16 protein-coding genes, 1 tRNA gene and 2 pseudogenes are annotated in these 16,310 nt (G+C 60.0%); 7 read left to right on the forward strand and 12 right to left on the reverse strand.

The annotated features are described in order from the left end of the window. On the reverse strand, nucleotides 1-1,224 hold the full coding sequence (gene fabB, locus QTL95_RS13130) for a beta-ketoacyl-ACP synthase I (protein WP_289720414.1): 1,224 nt from the start codon (nucleotides 1,222-1,224) through the stop codon (nucleotides 1-3). Between the two features lie 59 nt (nucleotides 1,225-1,283). Then, entirely contained in the window at nucleotides 1,284-1,799 is a 516-nt protein-coding gene (fabA, locus tag QTL95_RS13135) for a 3-hydroxyacyl-[acyl-carrier-protein] dehydratase FabA (RefSeq protein ID WP_183900791.1), read from the reverse strand. Between the two features lie 301 nt (nucleotides 1,800-2,100). On the opposite strand from fabA, the gene irrA reads away from it, so the two are divergent. Further along, nucleotides 2,101-2,520: an iron response transcriptional regulator IrrA gene (gene irrA / locus QTL95_RS13140; RefSeq protein WP_289720415.1), complete on the forward strand. Its 420-nt coding sequence runs from the start codon at nucleotides 2,101-2,103 to the stop codon at nucleotides 2,518-2,520. A gap of 1 nt (nucleotide 2,521) precedes the next feature. On the opposite strand, the gene QTL95_RS13145 is transcribed toward irrA, so the two are convergent. Then, nucleotides 2,522-3,157, reverse strand: a complete 636-nt coding sequence (locus tag QTL95_RS13145; protein WP_289720416.1) for a trimeric intracellular cation channel family protein — start codon at nucleotides 3,155-3,157, stop codon at nucleotides 2,522-2,524. A 120-nt stretch (nucleotides 3,158-3,277) separates the two neighbouring features. Here QTL95_RS13145 and QTL95_RS13150 point away from each other — a divergent pair, with 120 nt between their 5' ends. Beyond that, complete coding sequence (locus tag QTL95_RS13150; RefSeq protein ID WP_289720417.1) at nucleotides 3,278-3,760, forward strand: hypothetical protein; 483 nt, start codon at nucleotides 3,278-3,280, stop codon at nucleotides 3,758-3,760. A gap of 18 nt (nucleotides 3,761-3,778) precedes the next feature. On the opposite strand, the gene QTL95_RS13155 is transcribed toward QTL95_RS13150, so the two are convergent. Further along, complete coding sequence (locus QTL95_RS13155) at nucleotides 3,779-4,564, reverse strand: YdcF family protein (protein WP_289720418.1); 786 nt, start codon at nucleotides 4,562-4,564, stop codon at nucleotides 3,779-3,781. Nucleotides 4,565-4,628: 64 nt separating this feature from the next. Then, a complete protein-coding gene (locus tag QTL95_RS13160) occupies nucleotides 4,629-5,345 on the reverse strand; it encodes a YoaK family protein (RefSeq protein WP_289720419.1) in 717 nt (238 codons plus the stop codon). A 274-nt stretch (nucleotides 5,346-5,619) separates the two neighbouring features. Between QTL95_RS13160 and QTL95_RS28750 the strand changes: the two are divergent. Both QTL95_RS28750 and QTL95_RS28755 read left to right on the forward strand, forming a co-directional pair. Next, a pseudogene (locus QTL95_RS28750) lies at nucleotides 5,620-5,964 on the forward strand (flagellin N-terminal helical domain-containing protein); the annotation flags it as partial. Nucleotides 5,965-7,128: 1,164 nt separating this feature from the next. Then, nucleotides 7,129-7,392: pseudogene (locus tag QTL95_RS28755) on the forward strand (flagellin); the annotation flags it as partial. A 300-nt stretch (nucleotides 7,393-7,692) separates the two neighbouring features. On the opposite strand, the gene QTL95_RS13170 reads toward QTL95_RS28755, so the two are convergent. The 3 genes from QTL95_RS13170 to QTL95_RS13180 all read right to left on the reverse strand — a co-directional run bounded on the left by QTL95_RS13170 (nucleotide 7,693) and on the right by QTL95_RS13180 (nucleotide 9,471). Then, nucleotides 7,693-8,805 (reverse strand): hypothetical protein, encoded by a 1,113-nt coding sequence (locus QTL95_RS13170; protein WP_289720421.1) that lies wholly within the window; start codon nucleotides 8,803-8,805, stop codon nucleotides 7,693-7,695. A 42-nt stretch (nucleotides 8,806-8,847) separates the two neighbouring features. After that, nucleotides 8,848-8,923: transfer RNA gene (locus QTL95_RS13175), tRNA-Ala, on the reverse strand. Nucleotides 8,924-9,078: 155 nt separating this feature from the next. Then, nucleotides 9,079-9,471: a TIGR02300 family protein gene (locus tag QTL95_RS13180; RefSeq protein ID WP_037188578.1), complete on the reverse strand. Its 393-nt coding sequence runs from the start codon at nucleotides 9,469-9,471 to the stop codon at nucleotides 9,079-9,081. A gap of 226 nt (nucleotides 9,472-9,697) precedes the next feature. On the opposite strand from QTL95_RS13180, the gene QTL95_RS13185 reads away from it, so the two are divergent. The 3 genes from QTL95_RS13185 to rpsA all read left to right on the forward strand — a co-directional run bounded on the left by QTL95_RS13185 (nucleotide 9,698) and on the right by rpsA (nucleotide 12,856). Further along, nucleotides 9,698-10,339: an FMN-binding negative transcriptional regulator gene (locus QTL95_RS13185; protein ID WP_289720422.1), complete on the forward strand. Its 642-nt coding sequence runs from the start codon at nucleotides 9,698-9,700 to the stop codon at nucleotides 10,337-10,339. 7 nt (nucleotides 10,340-10,346) lie between these two features. After that, nucleotides 10,347-10,985 carry a (d)CMP kinase gene (gene cmk, locus QTL95_RS13190; protein ID WP_289720423.1) on the forward strand — a complete coding sequence of 213 codons (639 nt, stop codon included), beginning with the start codon at nucleotides 10,347-10,349 and terminating at the stop codon, nucleotides 10,983-10,985. 170 nt (nucleotides 10,986-11,155) lie between these two features. Beyond that, on the forward strand, nucleotides 11,156-12,856 hold the full coding sequence (gene rpsA, locus QTL95_RS13195; protein ID WP_112427734.1) for a 30S ribosomal protein S1: 1,701 nt from the start codon (nucleotides 11,156-11,158) through the stop codon (nucleotides 12,854-12,856). A 95-nt stretch (nucleotides 12,857-12,951) separates the two neighbouring features. Here rpsA and QTL95_RS13200 read toward each other — a convergent pair whose 3' ends face one another. The 4 genes from QTL95_RS13200 to QTL95_RS13215 form a co-directional block, all read right to left on the reverse strand. Next, a complete protein-coding gene (locus tag QTL95_RS13200) occupies nucleotides 12,952-14,511 on the reverse strand; it encodes a hypothetical protein (RefSeq protein ID WP_289720424.1) in 1,560 nt (519 codons plus the stop codon). Nucleotides 14,512-14,723: 212 nt separating this feature from the next. Then, complete coding sequence (locus tag QTL95_RS13205; protein WP_289720425.1) at nucleotides 14,724-15,350, reverse strand: ribonuclease D; 627 nt, start codon at nucleotides 15,348-15,350, stop codon at nucleotides 14,724-14,726. A gap of 133 nt (nucleotides 15,351-15,483) precedes the next feature. Further along, a complete protein-coding gene (locus tag QTL95_RS13210) occupies nucleotides 15,484-15,927 on the reverse strand; it encodes a PACE efflux transporter (RefSeq protein ID WP_289720426.1) in 444 nt (147 codons plus the stop codon). Nucleotides 15,928-16,040: 113 nt separating this feature from the next. Further along, the gene (locus QTL95_RS13215; RefSeq protein ID WP_289720427.1) at nucleotides 16,041-16,250 is read right to left on the reverse strand and encodes a SlyX family protein; all 210 of its coding nucleotides are present in this window, start codon (nucleotides 16,248-16,250) and stop codon (nucleotides 16,041-16,043) included. Nucleotides 16,251-16,310 lie beyond the last annotated feature (60 nt).

Consider the following 16,310-nt stretch of genomic DNA (forward strand, 5'->3'; position numbering starts at 1 on the left):
TTATCCGTTGTAGCGCTGGAAGACGAGCGTGGCGTTGGTGCCGCCGAAGCCGAAGGAGTTGGAAAGCGCGATGTCGATCTTGGCGTCGTCGATGCGCTTGCGGACGATCGGAACGCCGTCGAATTCGGGGTCGAGCTCGGTGATATGAGCGCTTTCGCCGATGAAGCCGGCCTGCATCATGAGCAGCGAGTAGATCGATTCCTGCACGCCCGCAGCGCCCAGCGAGTGGCCGGTCAGCGACTTGGTCGACTGGATGTGCGGGATCTTGTTGCCGAACACTTCGCGGATCGCGCCGATTTCCTTGCTGTCGCCGACAGGCGTCGAGGTACCGTGCGTGTTGACGTAGTCGACATCGCCCTTCACGGTCGCCAGCGCCTGGCGCATGCAGCGGATCGCGCCTTCGCCCGAGGGAGCGACCATGTCGTAGCCGTCGGAGGTGGCGCCGTAGCCGACGATTTCTGCGTAGATCTTGGCGCCGCGGGCCTTGGCGTGTTCCAGCTCTTCCAGAACGAGAACACCGGCACCGCCGGCGATGACGAAGCCGTCGCGGGTCGCGTCATAGGCGCGTGACGCGGTCTCGGGCGTGTCGTTGTACTTCGACGACATGGCACCCATCGCATCGAACAGGTTCGACATCGTCCAGTCGAGATCCTCGTGGCCGCCGGCGAACATGATGTCCTGCTTGCCCCACTGGATCATTTCCGCCGCGTTGCCGATGCAATGCGCCGAGGTCGAGCAGGCCGACGAGATCGAGTAGTTGACGCCGTGGATCTTGAACCAGGTGGCGAGCGTGGCGGATGCCGTCGACGACATCGCCTTCGGCACCGCGAACGGGCCGATGCGCTTCGGGCTGTTGTTCTTGATGGTGATCTCGGCGGCTTCGATCAGCGTGCGCGTCGAAGGACCACCCGAGCCCATGATGATGCCGGTGCGCTCGTTTTCGCTGTAATCCTTTTCCTCAAGACCACTGTCGGCGAGCGCCTGCTTCATCGCGACGTGGTTCCAGGCGCCGCCCTGCGACAGGAAGCGCATGGCGCGGCGATCGACCAGATCGGTCGGATCGAGCGAAGGGCGACCCCAGACCTGGCACTTGAACCCGTGCTCGGCAAAATCGTTGGAGAAGGAAATGCCGGACTTGGCATCGCGCAGCGAAGCGGTGACCTCGGCGGCATCATTGCCGATCGAGGAAACAACGCCCAGACCCGTGACAACTACCCGTCTCATGTGTTTCGACCTTTTCGTTTTTTCTAACTTGGAAAGCCGGGCGTGTTTGCCCGGCGAAATCAGGCGTCTTTGTCCTTGGACAGGCCGACGCGCAGGTCGGTGGCCTGGTAGATGGTTTCGCCATCGGCCTTCAGCCAGCCGTCTGCGGTGCCGAGCACCAGGCGGCCGCGCATGACGCGCTTGAAGTCGATGCCGTATTCAAGAAGCTTGGTGGTCGGGCGGATCATGCCCTTGAACTTCACTTCACCCGTGGAGAGCGCCATGCCGCGTCCGGGCTCGCCCAGCCAGCCGAGGAAGAAGCCGGTCAGCTGCCACATGCCGTCAAGGCCGAGGCAGCCCGGCATGATAGGGTTGCCCTGGAAATGGCACGGGAAGTACCAGTCGTCAGGCTTTACGTCATACTCGGCGCGGATATAGCCCTTGTCGAAGGCGCCGCCGGTCTCGGAGATGTCGGTGATGCGGTGGACCATGAGCATCGGCGGCAGAGGAAGCTGTGCGTTGCCCGGTCCGAATAGCTCGCCGCGGCCGCAGGCCAGGATTTCCTCATAGTTGAAGCTGGATTGTTTCGTCGCCATGAAAACTCTAATTCCCCCCGCAACAGTGCCGATGGATGTGAACGTTTAGTCCAAGTTCGGTGGAAAATGAAGCATTAGCGTGGCTGTGCTTCTTCCGCCGGCAAGGACAGGCTCTGCGCCTATTTGGTGGTCGCATACAGGAAGGCCAAGGCCGCGACCAGAGTTAATTACGCGAAAACCCCGATTTTCCGGCCTTTTCGCGGCCCATGCCCCTATCGAAGCTATTGAAAGGCATTTGCGCAAAAGTTATATGGCTTAGGGAAACATGATTGCTTGACGCTACATTAACCGGAGTTCGCGAATGGTGGCTGATGCCCCGCTCACAATCGAAGCAAGGTTGCGCGCCGCCGCATTGCGGCCCACGCGCCAGCGCGTCGCACTCGGTGACCTGCTGTTTGCCAAGGGTGACCGGCATCTGACCGTGGAAGAGCTCCATGAGGAAGCGGTTCAGGCCGGCGTGCCGGTGTCCCTGGCAACCGTTTACAACACGCTGCACCAATTCACCGAAGCCGGCATGCTCCGCGTTCTCGCCGTCGAGAGCGCCAAGACCTATTTCGATACCAACGTGTCGGATCACCACCACTTCTTCGTGGAAGGTGAAAACGACGTGCTCGACATTCCGGTCAGCAACCTGACGATCGGCAATCTGCCCGAGCCGCCTGAGGGCATGGAAATTGCCCACGTCGACGTCGTTATCCGTCTGCGCCCGAAGCAGCGCTGATTCACATCACATCATCAGGATGTCGGCCGGGCTTCGCCTTGTAGGTAGGGAACGTCCAGCCGAAATAGAGTGCGCCGCCGCGAACGGCGAAGGCCGCCGCCACGCCGATCGCCGACGCGACGTAAAGCGGCAGCGACAGTTCGTTTGCCGCCGTGAAGATGCCGGCGCCGACGAGCGCGGCGGTGATATAGATTTCCGGCCTGAGCAGAACCGAAGGTTCATTCGCCAGGAGATCGCGCAACACGCCGCCGAAGGTTGCCGTCAGCGTTCCCGTCACGATCGCGATCGTTGGCGAGCCCGTCGCCGCCAGCCCCTTGGCCGCGCCCATCACGCAATAGGCGGACAGGCCGACGGCATCCAGCCAGATCAGCAGCCGATAGCGTGATTCGACCAGATAGGCCGTGAAGAACACCAGCACGCCGACCGCGCAGCAGACCAGCACGTAGGTGGGATTGAGAACCCAGAAGACCGGCACGCGTCCAAGCACGATATCCCGCACCGTCCCACCGCCGGTGCCGGTTACGATGGCGAAGAACAGGAAGCCAATGAGATCGAGCTGCTTGCGCGAGGCCGCCAGCGCGCCGGTCGCGGCGAAAAGCGCGACACCGGCATAGTCCAGGTAGACGAAAAACGGCATTCGGTCCTCCCGGCCCCGGCGAACAACGTCAGGACTGAATCACGGCGGCAAGGGCGGCGCAAGGCGGGTCTGACAAAGTCGCCGATCAATAGCGTCCTTATCCGACCAAAAGAGAACCCCGTGAAAACGCTCCTGATCGCGCTGAACCTTATTGCCTTCGTTATTGCCCCGGCGGCGGCTTTTGCCCAACAGGATCTGATCTCCGATCCGGAGATATATGAGAAGAAGCATTTCCAGGAGCAATGCACCAAGGTCGAGTTCTCCGATGGCTTCGTCACGCGTCAGGACATCAACAATGACGGCCTGATCGATGCGGTTGTCAATGAAGGCGAATTGACCTGCGATGGGCGCAAGGGGCCTCAGTGCAACGACGACGGCTGCACCTACAACTTCTATCTCCAGGTGGCCGAGGGTGGCTACTTCATGATCGCCACGGCACAGATCTATGGCTACGATTTCGTCAAGCGCTTCGGCAACATGGTCATGGCCATGAAGATGCACCCGCGCTTCTGCGACCGCCCGGATGCCGACAAGGAAAAGGAGCCCTGCATCGTCACGACACGCGTGCGCGGCACCAAATTCGTGACCATTTCGAAGAAATGACCACGATGGGGCGAACGGTCAGCCCGGATAGAGTTCCGACGTCCGTCCGACCATGTAATAGCCCACAAGTCCGAACCATTCACGGATTGCCGTTGCCAGGTTCTGCGCGTTGCGGCTCGGCTGCGTGAAATCGAGACCCAGTCTCTCCCGTCCATCCGTACGGTAGTCCGTCGGCCATGGCACCACGCCGATGCCGAGCTTGCGGAAGATGCCGACCGAGCGCGGCATGTGATAACCCGATGTGATCAGCAGGCAATCGGACAGACCGCTGGCCGCGAGCAGATCCTTGGTATTGGCGGCATTCTCGAAGGTCGTGCGCGAGGTCGTCTCCTCGACCAGCCGTTCCTTGGGGACGCCGAACAACGGAAAGAACCGGCCAGACATCACGGCATCGCCCTCATAGACGCCCGACATCGATCCGTCTCCGCCCGAAACCAGGATGCGTGACTGCGGATATTTCCGCGCCAACCGCAGCGCCTCGATGAACCGGTCGCCGCCCGCATTCATCTCGATGCCATGCCGCGCCGTATTCACCTCGTTTTCGAAGCCGCCGCCGAGCACGATCATGCACTGCAGCTCTTGCGGATCCTGAGGCTTGGGAAAACGCTCCTCCAGTCCCTGCAGCAGATAGTTGCCGACCGTGGTGTAAAGCGTCACGAAAAGGATCAACGCGGCGAGCGTTGACGAGCCGAGGCTGAGCGCCCGCCACCGAAGCAGTCCCGTCAGCAGCGCTACGAGCAGAAAGGCGAATGCCAGCGATAGCGGCTGACCGAATATCCAGACGAGCTTCGAAAAGACAAACACGGCGCGCTCCTTATGATCTATCGCCGTGTTCTAGCTGATTCGATGGGAACACAGGGTCTGCGGATTAACGCGTGTCTGTCTGTGCGCGTGGCAACGCCATCTGGTTGAAGCGCCGCTGCAGCCGCGTCGGTATGAAAAGGGCTGCTGCTGCGATCATAATGGCAAAGGCAGAGACCACCCAAAGCGCGCGCGTGCCGGCTGCCTGCGTCAGGAAGGCGCCCGCGACCGCGCCGGCCAACATACCGATCCACGGCACGATCTGAATCGTCCACTCCAGTCTGCGGTCACCGATGATCCACCGGCCGATGCCGCGCCCGAAGCGCGAGAGCGCGCCTGTGACATAGGTCAGCCCGATCGGCAGGCCCTCGATATGTTCGACAGCCGCGTTGACGGCGCCCATCGACGCCACCATCAGATAGAAGCGCGGCATCGCCAGGCTGTCGGCCGAGAGGGTGGAGGCGAGCGCCAGCAGCACGCCGACTGTCGCAAGAACCGCGAACACCCGGCGGCGCACGAAATGCGCCAGCACGATTCCGCCGGCATTGCCGAGCACGAAAACGATGATCGCCGAGATCAGAATCACCGCATGGGGGAGGTCTCCGGTGCCAATCGCAAGCGCTGCCCGCGTCGTGTTGCCAGTCATGAAGGACACGAAATCGCCGCTCAGAAGCAACCCGGTGGCGTCGGTCATCCCCGCAAGAAACGATATGGCGCCAGCCAATGCGATCCCTGTCGATCTCCTGCGCACCAGAATGATTCGCTTACGCCTCTCTCGGGTCATATCTGCCAATTCTCAAAGCGGTACCGGCGGGCGCGAAGGCATACGCGTTTTGCCGGACCGATTGCCAAGTGCCGAAATCGTACAAAGGTCATTCTCTAGCACGTCTTGCAGTTAAAACATATTGACGCAACCTATGCGTATAGGTCTTTACTTAGATTTAGCCTTTCAAATCAATCCTATGTTAACCAACATATTCGTAATTTAGCAGTCATAGGCTGCATGATGCGCCGGATTTAAAGCCTGTCGTAATCTGTGGTTTAGTTTCTCCGGTTTAATGACTTCCATTCTTAAGAATACATCTGCTTCTACGGCCCTTCAGACCCTTCGCCAGATCAACTCAGGGCTGAACAAAACGGAAGCCCGGGTCTCATCTGGTCTGCGCATCGCGACGGCGTCCGACAATGCTGCCTATTGGGCGATTGCCACCACCATGAGGTCGGACAACAAGGCGGTTTCCGCCGTTTCAGATGCCCTGGGGCTTTCGGCGGCCAAGCTCGACACCGCCTACCACGGCGTGGATCAGGTCATCGATATCGTCGGAGACATGAAGGCCAAGCTGGTAGCCGCCAAGGAAGCCGGCACCGATAAGGCAAAAATCCAGACCGATCTCGACCAACTGAAACAGCAGGTGCAGACGGTCGTGAAGGCCTCTACCTATAACGGCGTCAGCTACCTCGATACGGATATCGAGGATATCTATGACACTGCGGACTCCATGACGTCGGTGACCGCCGCCTTCGTTCGCGACGCCGATAACAATGTCTCGATCGTCACGGCCGACTTCGATCTCGCCCAGGTGTCGCTGTTCAACTCCACCGGCGGCGGCATACTGCAGGCTGACCCCAGATATCTCGGCACGATTGGCGGTCTGCGCTACGCGTCCTATTATGACGACAACGAGGTCATGAGCACGTCGAGCGCCGGCAATACGGGTGGCACGCCCGCCACCGGCTTTATTTTCCATTTTACCGGGCCGATGGATTTCGGCGCTGGCGACGAGATTTCCTTCGACGTTACCGTCGACGCCGACAATCCGGCCGATGGGATTCCCGGTCCCTACGACCTCGGAACGACGGCTCACGTCAAAATCGACCAATCAACTGTCAATCAGGCGCTGGGTGTTCTGGATGGCCATATCGAGACCTACGTCGATTACACCGCTGTCATAAATTATGCCCTGCAGGCGGTCGGCGCCAATGCCCGAGCCGGCAATTTCGTGCATCCGGACCCACCGAACCAGAACGTCATCCTGGTTCCGACAATCGACGACATCGGCATTTTCAGGGTTGCCGATGCATCCAAGGACGGGTCGTCTTTCAAGATCTCGAATCTGCAGACGACGATTGCGGGCAATGGCGGATTTCACGACACCGGCGGTACGGTTTTCGGTCATCGCAGTTCGTCGATGACGCTCGATTTCGAACCCTTCCGCGTTGCGCAGGGCGTCGTCGTCAGTCTGCATTTCGGCGTGGACGGTGACGGCTCCGATTTCATCTTCGACAAGGATTACGTAGATACCTTGCTTGGTAAAACGACAGGCAAGGTCGAAACGGCCGAGGAGATGGCCACGCTTCTCAACTCTTTTGTCACGCGCCCCGACGTGATCATCGAGGACAACGGTTCCGGCGGCGTCAGTGTCCGGACCGATGTGCTGCAGAACAGAAAATCCGGCGAGAAATCAGCCATCGGCTTCACCGGCATATCCGTCAACATCGAGCCAATCCCGCGTCTGAACTTCATGGACATCGATATCGTCCAGAACCCCAAGTTGGTGGGAACCTACATCAGCTACCTCGAAACCGTGACGCACCGCCTGACGGGGGCGGCATCCGTCCTGGGTTCGATGAGCAAGCGCGTCGAAATCCAGAGTAGTTTCGCCCATGCCCTGCATGATTCGATCGAGTCCGGCATCGGGCGGCTGGTGGATGCTGACATGGAGGAGGAATCGTCCAGGCTCTCGGCGCAACAGAGTCAGCAGCAGCTGGCCATCCAATCGCTCTCCATTGCGAATTCGGCGCCCAAGAATATTCTGAGTCTGTTCCAGTAGTGGCTCTGGGCGGGGCGATTGTCTGCTTCTGGAATGGCGACACGTTGAGAGAGCATGTCGAGCTTTCTGAGGCCGATACCGCGACCACGACTAACATAATGGAACTGGGGAGGTTGTGGAGGTCTTGTCCCATATCCGGGGTCGCTTCGACTTCGACCATTCCAACTCGATTACGTGAAGAATGGCGCAGTCGCAAGAGCAAGTTCTCTCTGGCTAAACGCCCAGACCATCGGCTTGATCAAATCAGGCAGCAGGAGAAATAGAACGCTAAGGCCTGGGACCCTGTGCCGGTACAACGAGCTAGCTTGATGCTACGGTCAAGTCATATCGGACATCATGCTTTCCAAGCTCGAAGAACCGCTGGAGAATTTTGACCGCGAGGCTGTAGGAAAATAGAGAAAACTTGAACGGCATGGTGTTCGAATGTTTTACTTCTCCGAAACCAAACATGTTGCGATCGTCGAATGAGAACGGTACCGTTACGTTACCGTGAAACAGCGCATTCCGATATTTGTAGAGGTCACGGAACGCTCCGATGACCTCACCTGACAGGGCCGTGCCTATCAATGCCCGCAGGCGAAGCTCCAGAACGCCGATGTTCGCTTTTTCAGACGCCTCACCAGACAGCAACGCTTCTATAGCGGCCAGCGACCACAATAGGTTGACCATTGAGGCGTCGGTATCGCGCCGGAACGTGTGCGACAGATAGCTCAGACCCTTCATGAACTGCGATTGCGGCACCCCTTCGATAGCCGCGGGTCTGTTCTCGATGAAAGCGAATACATCTTTTGCGGCATACGATTGAAGGTTGAAGGTTTGCGCTCGATCACTCGCCACGAATGGAATTTTGAACGACTCGGACATTAGGCCGCCTCCGACGTTCTGCGAAATGACGCGGCTTAACGAGACTCTTGTCGGGTTGGCTAGGTGGGCGGCTACAATGATCATGAAGACCCTGCGCTCAAAGTCTCGAAACAGCTCACCGGCAAAAACAATGCCGCGCGTCCTCCGCTCAGTCTCGCTTAGGCCGTCCACGGTGCGCATCGACCGCCGTGCATGATTCAAATAAGCCAATATCGTGTTGCGGTCGAGATTGATGCTAAACGCGAGGCACTCCGATCCATCCGTGCGGGCGTCAATGTGAGGCCCAAGATTCGACACCTCTGCGGAGGCAATCCTCTCGATAGTAATGAGGGTGTGCGGTGCATGGGTTAGGCCAACGGAGGAATTCATAGCGAGTACAGCAGCCCAATCCTGTCCTGCCGCGTTCTTCAGCGGCTGCTGTGGCAGTGCAATAATTCGGAGCCGGTTTGATGGAAATAACCGCATGATACCGAGGGTTTTGTTGACGGGAACGAAACGTGTCGGAAATGTTGGCAGGAATTGGTCGGAGAACTTTACTAAATCCGCCATCAAGTGATTGATATATCTATAAAATCATGAAGCCTGGGAAATTGGTGGAGCTAAGCGGGATCGAACCGCTGACCTCTTGCATGCCATGCAAGCGCTCTCCCAGCTGAGCTATAGCCCCATCAGGGTGGACCGGTTTTTGCCGGGCCTGGGATGCTTCGCGAAGCGCTTGTCCTCGGGAAGTGGCGGCTTATTACTTGCGGTTTTCGCAGATGGCAAGCCTAAAAGAGATCGGCCCGGTGAATTTTTCTCGCCCGGGCCGATCCTTGTTCGAAATCAAACGTCTTCTTCGTCGCCGGTCACGCCGATGATGTCGCTCATGTCGTCGTCATCGTCGTCTTCGTCAGCTTCGAGGAAGGTATCGTCGTCGTCGTCGCCTTCGATTTCGACGTCGTCGTCGCCCATGTCGGGGATATCGTCGCCGGATGCGCCTTCATCGGCGTCCTCGAGCGAGACCATCTCGACTTCCGTGTTTTCGGTATCGACTTCGGTGATTTCCTCGTCGTCCTGCGCGGCCTCGGCGGCTGCAGCAGCAGACGTTTCCTCGAAGTAGGAGAGGGGGTAGGACTTGCCCGTATAGGGAGAAACGATCGGATCCCGGTTCAGGTCGTAGAATTTCTTGCCGGTTTCCGGATCGGTACGCTTGGTTCCAAGTTCCGCTTTCGCCACTGTTTGCCTCGTGAGAATGGCCGAACCTAGATTCGGCAAATGCCGTTAAAACCGGCGTTCTGTTCGGAATTTATAAGCCGGTCCCCATAATCGTTGCGGGCTTCCATGTCAAAGCTAAACTTTGAAGCAGGCGATGACCGGCGCCGCGCTTTGTGCTAGTGAGCCGCCATTGTGTCTCCGCAACGCCAGTCGGCATCAACCCGACGCTTTGGATAGGTCGCCGCCAATGTATCAGCCACCGCATTTTCGCGAAGACGATCGGGACGTCCAGCACGCGCTGATCCGAGCACATCCCCTGGGGATGCTGATCACGGCGGGTGCGTCCGGCCTCGTTGCCAATGCCGTGCCGTTTCACCTCGATCCAACAGCCTCGGCCAAGGGGACGTTGCGCCTGCACCTCGCCAAGGCCAATCCGCAATGGCGCGATATCGCCGCCGGCGCCGATGTGCTGGCGGTCTTCCAGGGCGCCGACGCCTATGTGACGCCCTCCTGGTACAAGACCAAGCAGGAGACCGGCAAGGTGGTGCCGACGTGGAACTACGCCATCGTCCAGGCGAGGGGTCCCGCGCGCGTCGTCGAGGATGTGGAGTGGTTGGCCGCACAGATCGCCGCGCTCACCGGCCAGCACGAGGAGACCCGCCAAAAACCCTGGTCGGTCAGCGACGCGCCGGATGATTTCATCCGCGCCCAGATGAAGGGCATCGTCGGCATCGAGATCGAGATTGCTTCGATCGAGGGAAAATGGAAGGTCAGCCAGAACCGGCCGGTTGCCGATCGCGAAGGCGTGGCCGCGGGGCTCGGCGAACTGCCGGCACAGAACGATATGATTGATCTTGTCCGCCGCTATGGCGGACTGACCACGGAATAATTGCACGATGACCAGTTTCACCATCGCCATCGATGGACCGGCCGCGGCCGGCAAAGGCACGCTGTCGCGCCGCATCGCCGAGACCTATGGCTTCCACCATCTCGACACCGGCTTGACCTACCGCGCCACCGCCAAGGCGCTGCTCGATGCCGGCCTGCCACTCGATGATGAGCTTACGGCGGAAAAAATGGCCCGCGAGGTTGAACTGTCAGGCCTCGATCGCGATATCCTGTCGAAGCACGAGATCGGCGAAGCCGCCTCGAAGATCGCGGTGATGCCGTCGGTGCGCCGCGCGCTGGTCGAGGCGCAGCGCAAGTTTTCGGAGCGCACGCCGGGCACGGTGCTCGACGGGCGCGACATCGGAACGGTGGTCTGCCCCGATGCACCGGTGAAGCTTTATGTGACGGCGTCGGCCGAAGTGCGCGCAAGGCGCCGTTTCGACGAGATCAAGGCAAAAGGGATCGCCGCCGATTTCGCGGCGATTTTCGAAGACGTCAAGCGACGCGACGAACGCGACATGGGACGGGCCGACAGCCCTTTGAAACCAGCCGAAGACGCGCACTTGCTTGATACGTCGGAAATGAGTATAGAAGCCGCGTTTCAAGCTGCGAAATCGGTCATCGATGCGGCCTTGAACCGAAATTAGTGATTGAGGTGTTCCGTCAGGGCTTTGCCCGGTCCGCCTCGAAAGACAAGCCTGAAATTCCGTCCAAGCGCCGGATTGCCTTCGATGAGAGGGCGGACGGGGATCAGGCTCATTCAACACGAACCAACCGGCGCATACGTGTCCAAAGATCCGGACACGCAGGAGATTACATGTCAGTAGCTACTCCCTCTCGCGAAGATTTCGCGGCCCTTCTGGAAGAATCCTTTGCCAAGAACGATCTGGCTGAAGGCTATGTTACCAAGGGTATCGTAACGGCAATCGAGAAGGACTCCGCCGTTGTCGACGTCGGCCTCAAGGTCGAAGGTCGCATTCTGCTGAAGGAATTCGGCGCCAAGGCCAAGGACGGCACGCTCAAGGTCGGCGACGAAGTCGAAGTTTACGTTGAGCGCATCGAAAACGCTCTCGGCGAAGCTGTTCTGTCGCGCGAAAAGGCTCGCCGCGAAGAGAGCTGGGTCAAGCTCGAAGCCAAGTTCGAAGCTGGCGAGCGCGTTGAAGGCGTTATCTTCAACCAGGTCAAGGGCGGCTTCACGGTTGACCTCGACGGCGCGATTGCCTTCCTTCCGCGTTCGCAGGTCGACATCCGTCCGATCCGCGACGTTACCCCGCTGATGCACAACCCGCAGCCCTTCGAAATCCTCAAGATGGACAAGCGTCGCGGCAACATCGTCGTATCGCGTCGTACGGTTCTGGAAGAATCCCGTGCCGAGCAGCGTTCTGAAATCGTTCAGAACCTCGAAGAAGGCCAGGTTGTTGACGGCGTCGTCAAGAACATCACCGACTACGGTGCGTTCGTTGACCTCGGCGGCATCGACGGCCTGCTGCACGTCACCGACATGGCATGGCGCCGTGTGAACCATCCGTCGGAAATCCTGTCCATCGGCCAGCAGGTCAAGGTTCAGATCATCCGCATCAACCAGGAAACCCACCGCATCTCGCTCGGCATGAAGCAGCTCGAGTCGGATCCGTGGGATGGCATCCAGGCCAAGTATCCGGAAGGCAAGAAGATCTCCGGTACTGTCACGAACATCACCGACTACGGTGCGTTCGTCGAGCTGGAGCCGGGCATCGAAGGCCTGATCCACATCTCGGAAATGTCCTGGACCAAGAAGAACGTACACCCCGGCAAGATCCTGTCCACGAGCCAGGAAGTCGAAGTCGTCGTTCTCGAAGTCGATCCGTCCAAGCGTCGTATTTCGCTCGGCCTCAAGCAGACCCTGGAAAATCCGTGGGCGGCATTCGCTCGCAACCATCCGGCCGGCACTGAAGTCGAAGGCGAAGTCAAGAACAAGACCGAATTTGGCCTGTTCATTGGTCTCGACGGCGACGTCGACGGCATGGTTCACCTGTCGGATCTCGACTGGAACCGTCCGGGCGAACAGGTCATCGAAGAGTTCAACAAGGGCGACGTCGTCAAGGCTGTCGTTCTCGACGTGGATGTCGAAAAGGAGCGTATCTCGCTCGGCATCAAGCAGCTCGGCAAGGATGCTGTCGGCGAAGCCGCTGCTTCCGGCGACCTGCGCAAGAACGCTGTCGTTTCGGCTGAAGTCATCGCCGTCAACGACGGTGGCATCGAAGTGAAGCTGGTCGAGCACGAAGACATCGTCTCGTTCATCCGCCGCGCTGACCTCGCTCGCGACCGCGACGACCAGCGTCCGGAGCGCTTCTCGGTTGGCCAGACGGTTGACGCTCGCGTCACCAACTTCTCCAAGAAGGACCGCAAGGTCATGCTGTCGATCAAGGCTCTCGAGATCGCAGAAGAGAAGGAAGCCGTTGCTCAGTTCGGTTCGTCCGATAGTGGCGCTTCGCTCGGCGACATCCTCGGCGCGGCTCTGAAGAACCGCGGCGAATAATCGCCAGCCGCCAAGGCTTGAAGAAATAAAAGAACCCGCCGGAGCGATCCGGCGGGTTCTTTGTTTTCGGTCTCTTGGGAGGAGGTCGAAAGCTTTTACTCCCAGCCGACAAGGCGGCGATAGCGCGCATAGGCCTCGTCGGGGATCGGTTGCATGGCGGGGCCGGGTGCAGGGAGAAGCAGATGATTGGAGGGGGCCGGTGCCGCTATTTCCGACGCGGCTATGTTCGGTTCGGGCGGCGCTCGCTCTTCGGCGGCGAGCACCGTTGCTTCCTCACCCTGAGGCTCGGCCTGCTCCTCTTCGTCGCCTTCCGAACCGCTGTCGTGGTCCTCGCGATACATCTCACGCGAACCCGTATCCTCAGCCTCGTCCTTGGCGAACTGATACGGCGCCGGCGCATAGGGCACGCCTTCGACGACCTTCATCATTACGGGGAGGTAGGTCGAGTCGATCATTTCCTTCGCCGCCGCATGTGCCGGCTCCGGCGTGACCGCCTGCCGTTTGGCGGCCTCAAGCGCTGCGGCCTCGGTCGGCTGGGCAGGTTGCTGCGCGAGCACAGCTGCCTGCTTGGCTATCCCCTCGCGCGGCACTGCGGCCTCCGGCAATCGGGCAGCAGGTAGCTCCTGGACATCGCCGGCAGTCGTATCTTCCAGAGGCGCGTCGGTATCAACCGCCTCGAGCAGAACTTCGGCCTCCTGGTCGCGGATGATGGCAACGATAAGATCCGCCTTCTCGTCTGTCATGGATGCCGGAATGGCGGGCCAGGTCTTCGGGATGATCGGATCGCCTGCGGCGAGCCGCGGCTGCACCTGATCGGTGTTTTCGGCATCGGCGACAGGGGCGGGTAGCATAAATTCGGCCTGATCCGTTTCCTGTGCCTCGACGCCGCCGCGCGCCGGGCCGGCATTTTCAGTCAGGCCCTGCTGCGCGCTGGTCACCGGCTTGACCGGCATGGCTGTCTGTTCTGCCACTGTGGTCTCGGCGTAGGCAGCCGCCGCGCTGGTGGTTGCAATATTGGCTGCGGGCTTGTCGACGCTCGCCTTGGGTTCGTTGCCGTCGACGCGGGGTGGCACGGGTCGAGCGGTCTGCCAGAGATTGCCGCGCTGAATATCGATCTCCGCGCGCTGCTCCGGCCGCAGCGGTGAACCGTCGTTCTGGCCGTAGGATCGAACGACGGCACGCGTGGCCAGATCGCGATCCTTGGAGCGTGTCGCCTCGAGATAGGCGGCGATCCTGGCGGCTTCCGGTCCGGCCGGGTTCTTCAATGCTTCCGCGAGCAGGCGAAGCGGAATGGCCTGCCCTTGCGCGGCAAGCTGTCGTTCGACGGCTTCGATCTTGGCCGGGGGCAGCTTCTCGATTGCGTCGGCAAGCCGCGAAGCGAAGGCGAGCGGCGTTTCGTCCTCTCCGCGCGGCGCGGCAAGCGCGTCGCCGCTGCTATCGAGAACATCGAGAAGGGCTTCCACCATGCGAACCCGCACGGCCAGCAGCAGTACGTTGAGCTTGCCGGCAATCGCCGAGTTGAGATCGCCGCCCTCGATCGGCTGTGCAGGCACGACTGCTGCCGCGCTGTGTACGATGCCGTCAGTGCTGATAGCTGCCCTCTGTGCCTGCAAGGAAAAGCTTGCATTTGACGCTGCACGAACCGGAGTCAACATGGAATGCTCCTTCTGTCGTAAGTGCGGTGAAAGCAGATCACGGGAAAGGCGGCATCATGCGACCCATTGCATTCCATCGGCGGGATCGTCCGCCGCCGCGCATCGCGTCACGGAATGCTAAATATTGAATAAAAGCCTAATGGGCCGAGGTTAATAAAGCCCTAACGGCGGATTTCCGCCTACGAGGAGCGCTCATAGGGCCGTCCGTCTGCTCAGCTATGAGCGAAGATATCTGTCTCTTCCCAGCCAAGAAGATCAAGCTTTGCACGGGTCGGCAGGAATTCGAAGCAGGCAGTGGCGTGGTCGAACCGGCCGTCTCGGAGCAGGCGATGGGTCAGCTTGTCGCGCAGCGCGTGCAGATAGAGCACGTCGGAAGCCGCATATTCGAGCTGCGCCTGCGACAGCGTCTCGGCACCCCAGTCCGAGGATTGCTGCGTCTTGGAAATATCGACCTCGAGCATCTCCTTGAGATTGTCCTTGAGGCCATGCCGGTCGGTATAAGTCCGGCAAAGCCGCGAGGCGATCTTGGTGCAGAACACCGGCTGCGTGGTCACGCCAAAGGCGTTGAATAGAACCGCGATGTCGAAGCGGCCGTAGTGGAAGATCTTCTGATGCGTCGGATCCGCCAGCAGCGCCACAAGGTTCGGCGCGTCTTTCTGCCCGGCTGCGATGCGGATGACGTCGGCGGTGCCATCGCCCGGAGAGAGTTGAACCACGCAGAGACGGTCGCGGCGTGGCACCAGCCCGAGCGTTTCGGTGTCGATCGCGACCGCGCCGGTGTAACGGGCGGCATCCGCCGTTGAGATATCGCCTTCGTGGTAACGGATCGTCGCGGCCATGCTGTCGTCTTTCGTTCGGAATGTTCTTCTGGCGCTATAGCGCAAACCGCGCCCACGCGGAACCGTTCCCATCGAAATATCGATTCCTGTCGTCCAAGCGCGGGTTCGCCGTCAGCAAAACGAGCGTATCGTCTCAGCCGCGCACGGCGTCTGGTTCCTGCTGCCAGTCCGGCAGCGGAAAAATCCGGTCGTAGGCCAGGTTGAAGACGAAGGCGTAGACCAGATAGAAGAGCGCGAAGGACACGTCCATCATGAAGGCCTGTAGCAGGCTGACGCCGAGATACCAGGCGATCAACGGCAGCAGCGCCAGAAGCAGGCCGCCCTCGAACAGCACCGAGTGAAGTACGCGCACGGCAAGGCTCTTCTGCGTGCTGCCGGTCAGGCGCTGCATCACATGGTCGAAGCCGAGATTGTAAAGGTAGTTCCAGCCCGTCGCGATCGTGGCGCTGGCAACGCCCACGACGCCGATATCGGCGACGGGCATGCCGAAGGCAAAGGCGCCGAGCGGCGTGATCAACGCAAGACCGATGATTTCAAAGCTGACGGCGTGACGAATACGGTCGGATGTGGATCGCATGAATAACCCCTGTGGGATAGTTCGGGTCGTCCCGAGTTTTTGCCCTTAAGGGGGAGGTCGTCCTCGCAGCGCTGATATAGGGATATCGGCGGCAAAGAGCAAGGTTGCCGCGATCAGTAGTGCGGCGGCCGCGTGATCGCCGGTGCCTCCAGCGATTGCTCCTCGAGCGAAAGAAAGCGTTCCGTCAGCCGGTCCAGCTTGGCGCGCGTCTGCTCCACCACCTTCCACTGCTCCGTCAGCTGGTCGGACAGTTCCTCGATCGTCTTTGCCTGGTGGGCAATGGTTTCCTCGAGATGGGTGATGCGATCCGTCTCATTGGACATCGAGCTCTCCTTCCGTAACCGGCCCTGTGAACCGGCCAAGTCGTTTTGCTCTCCAAAGCG

The organism is Rhizobium sp. S152 (genome assembly GCF_030380735.1).
Lineage (GTDB): Bacteria > Pseudomonadota > Alphaproteobacteria > Rhizobiales > Rhizobiaceae > Rhizobium.

Bases quoted from the DNA above. Each gene is read 5' to 3' on its own strand.
- fabB (WP_289720414.1), bottom strand. From the start codon at position 1,224: ATGAGACGGGTAGTTGTCACGGGTCTGGGCGTTGTTTCCTCGATCGGC.
- fabA (WP_183900791.1), bottom strand. From the start codon at position 1,799: ATGGCGACGAAACAATCCAGCTTCAACTATGAGGAAATCCTGGCCTGC.
- irrA (WP_289720415.1), top strand. From the start codon at position 2,101: ATGGTGGCTGATGCCCCGCTCACAATCGAAGCAAGGTTGCGCGCCGCC.
- QTL95_RS13145 (WP_289720416.1), bottom strand. From the start codon at position 3,157: ATGCCGTTTTTCGTCTACCTGGACTATGCCGGTGTCGCGCTTTTCGCC.
- QTL95_RS13160 (WP_289720419.1), bottom strand. From the start codon at position 5,345: ATGACCCGAGAGAGGCGTAAGCGAATCATTCTGGTGCGCAGGAGATCG.
- QTL95_RS13170 (WP_289720421.1), bottom strand. From the start codon at position 8,805: ATGGCGGATTTAGTAAAGTTCTCCGACCAATTCCTGCCAACATTTCCG.
- QTL95_RS13185 (WP_289720422.1), top strand. From the start codon at position 9,698: ATGTATCAGCCACCGCATTTTCGCGAAGACGATCGGGACGTCCAGCAC.
- cmk (WP_289720423.1), top strand. From the start codon at position 10,347: ATGACCAGTTTCACCATCGCCATCGATGGACCGGCCGCGGCCGGCAAA.
- rpsA (WP_112427734.1), top strand. From the start codon at position 11,156: ATGTCAGTAGCTACTCCCTCTCGCGAAGATTTCGCGGCCCTTCTGGAA.
- QTL95_RS13200 (WP_289720424.1), bottom strand. From the start codon at position 14,511: ATGTTGACTCCGGTTCGTGCAGCGTCAAATGCAAGCTTTTCCTTGCAG.
- QTL95_RS13205 (WP_289720425.1), bottom strand. From the start codon at position 15,350: ATGGCCGCGACGATCCGTTACCACGAAGGCGATATCTCAACGGCGGAT.
- QTL95_RS13210 (WP_289720426.1), bottom strand. From the start codon at position 15,927: ATGCGATCCACATCCGACCGTATTCGTCACGCCGTCAGCTTTGAAATC.
- QTL95_RS13215 (WP_289720427.1), bottom strand. From the start codon at position 16,250: ATGTCCAATGAGACGGATCGCATCACCCATCTCGAGGAAACCATTGCC.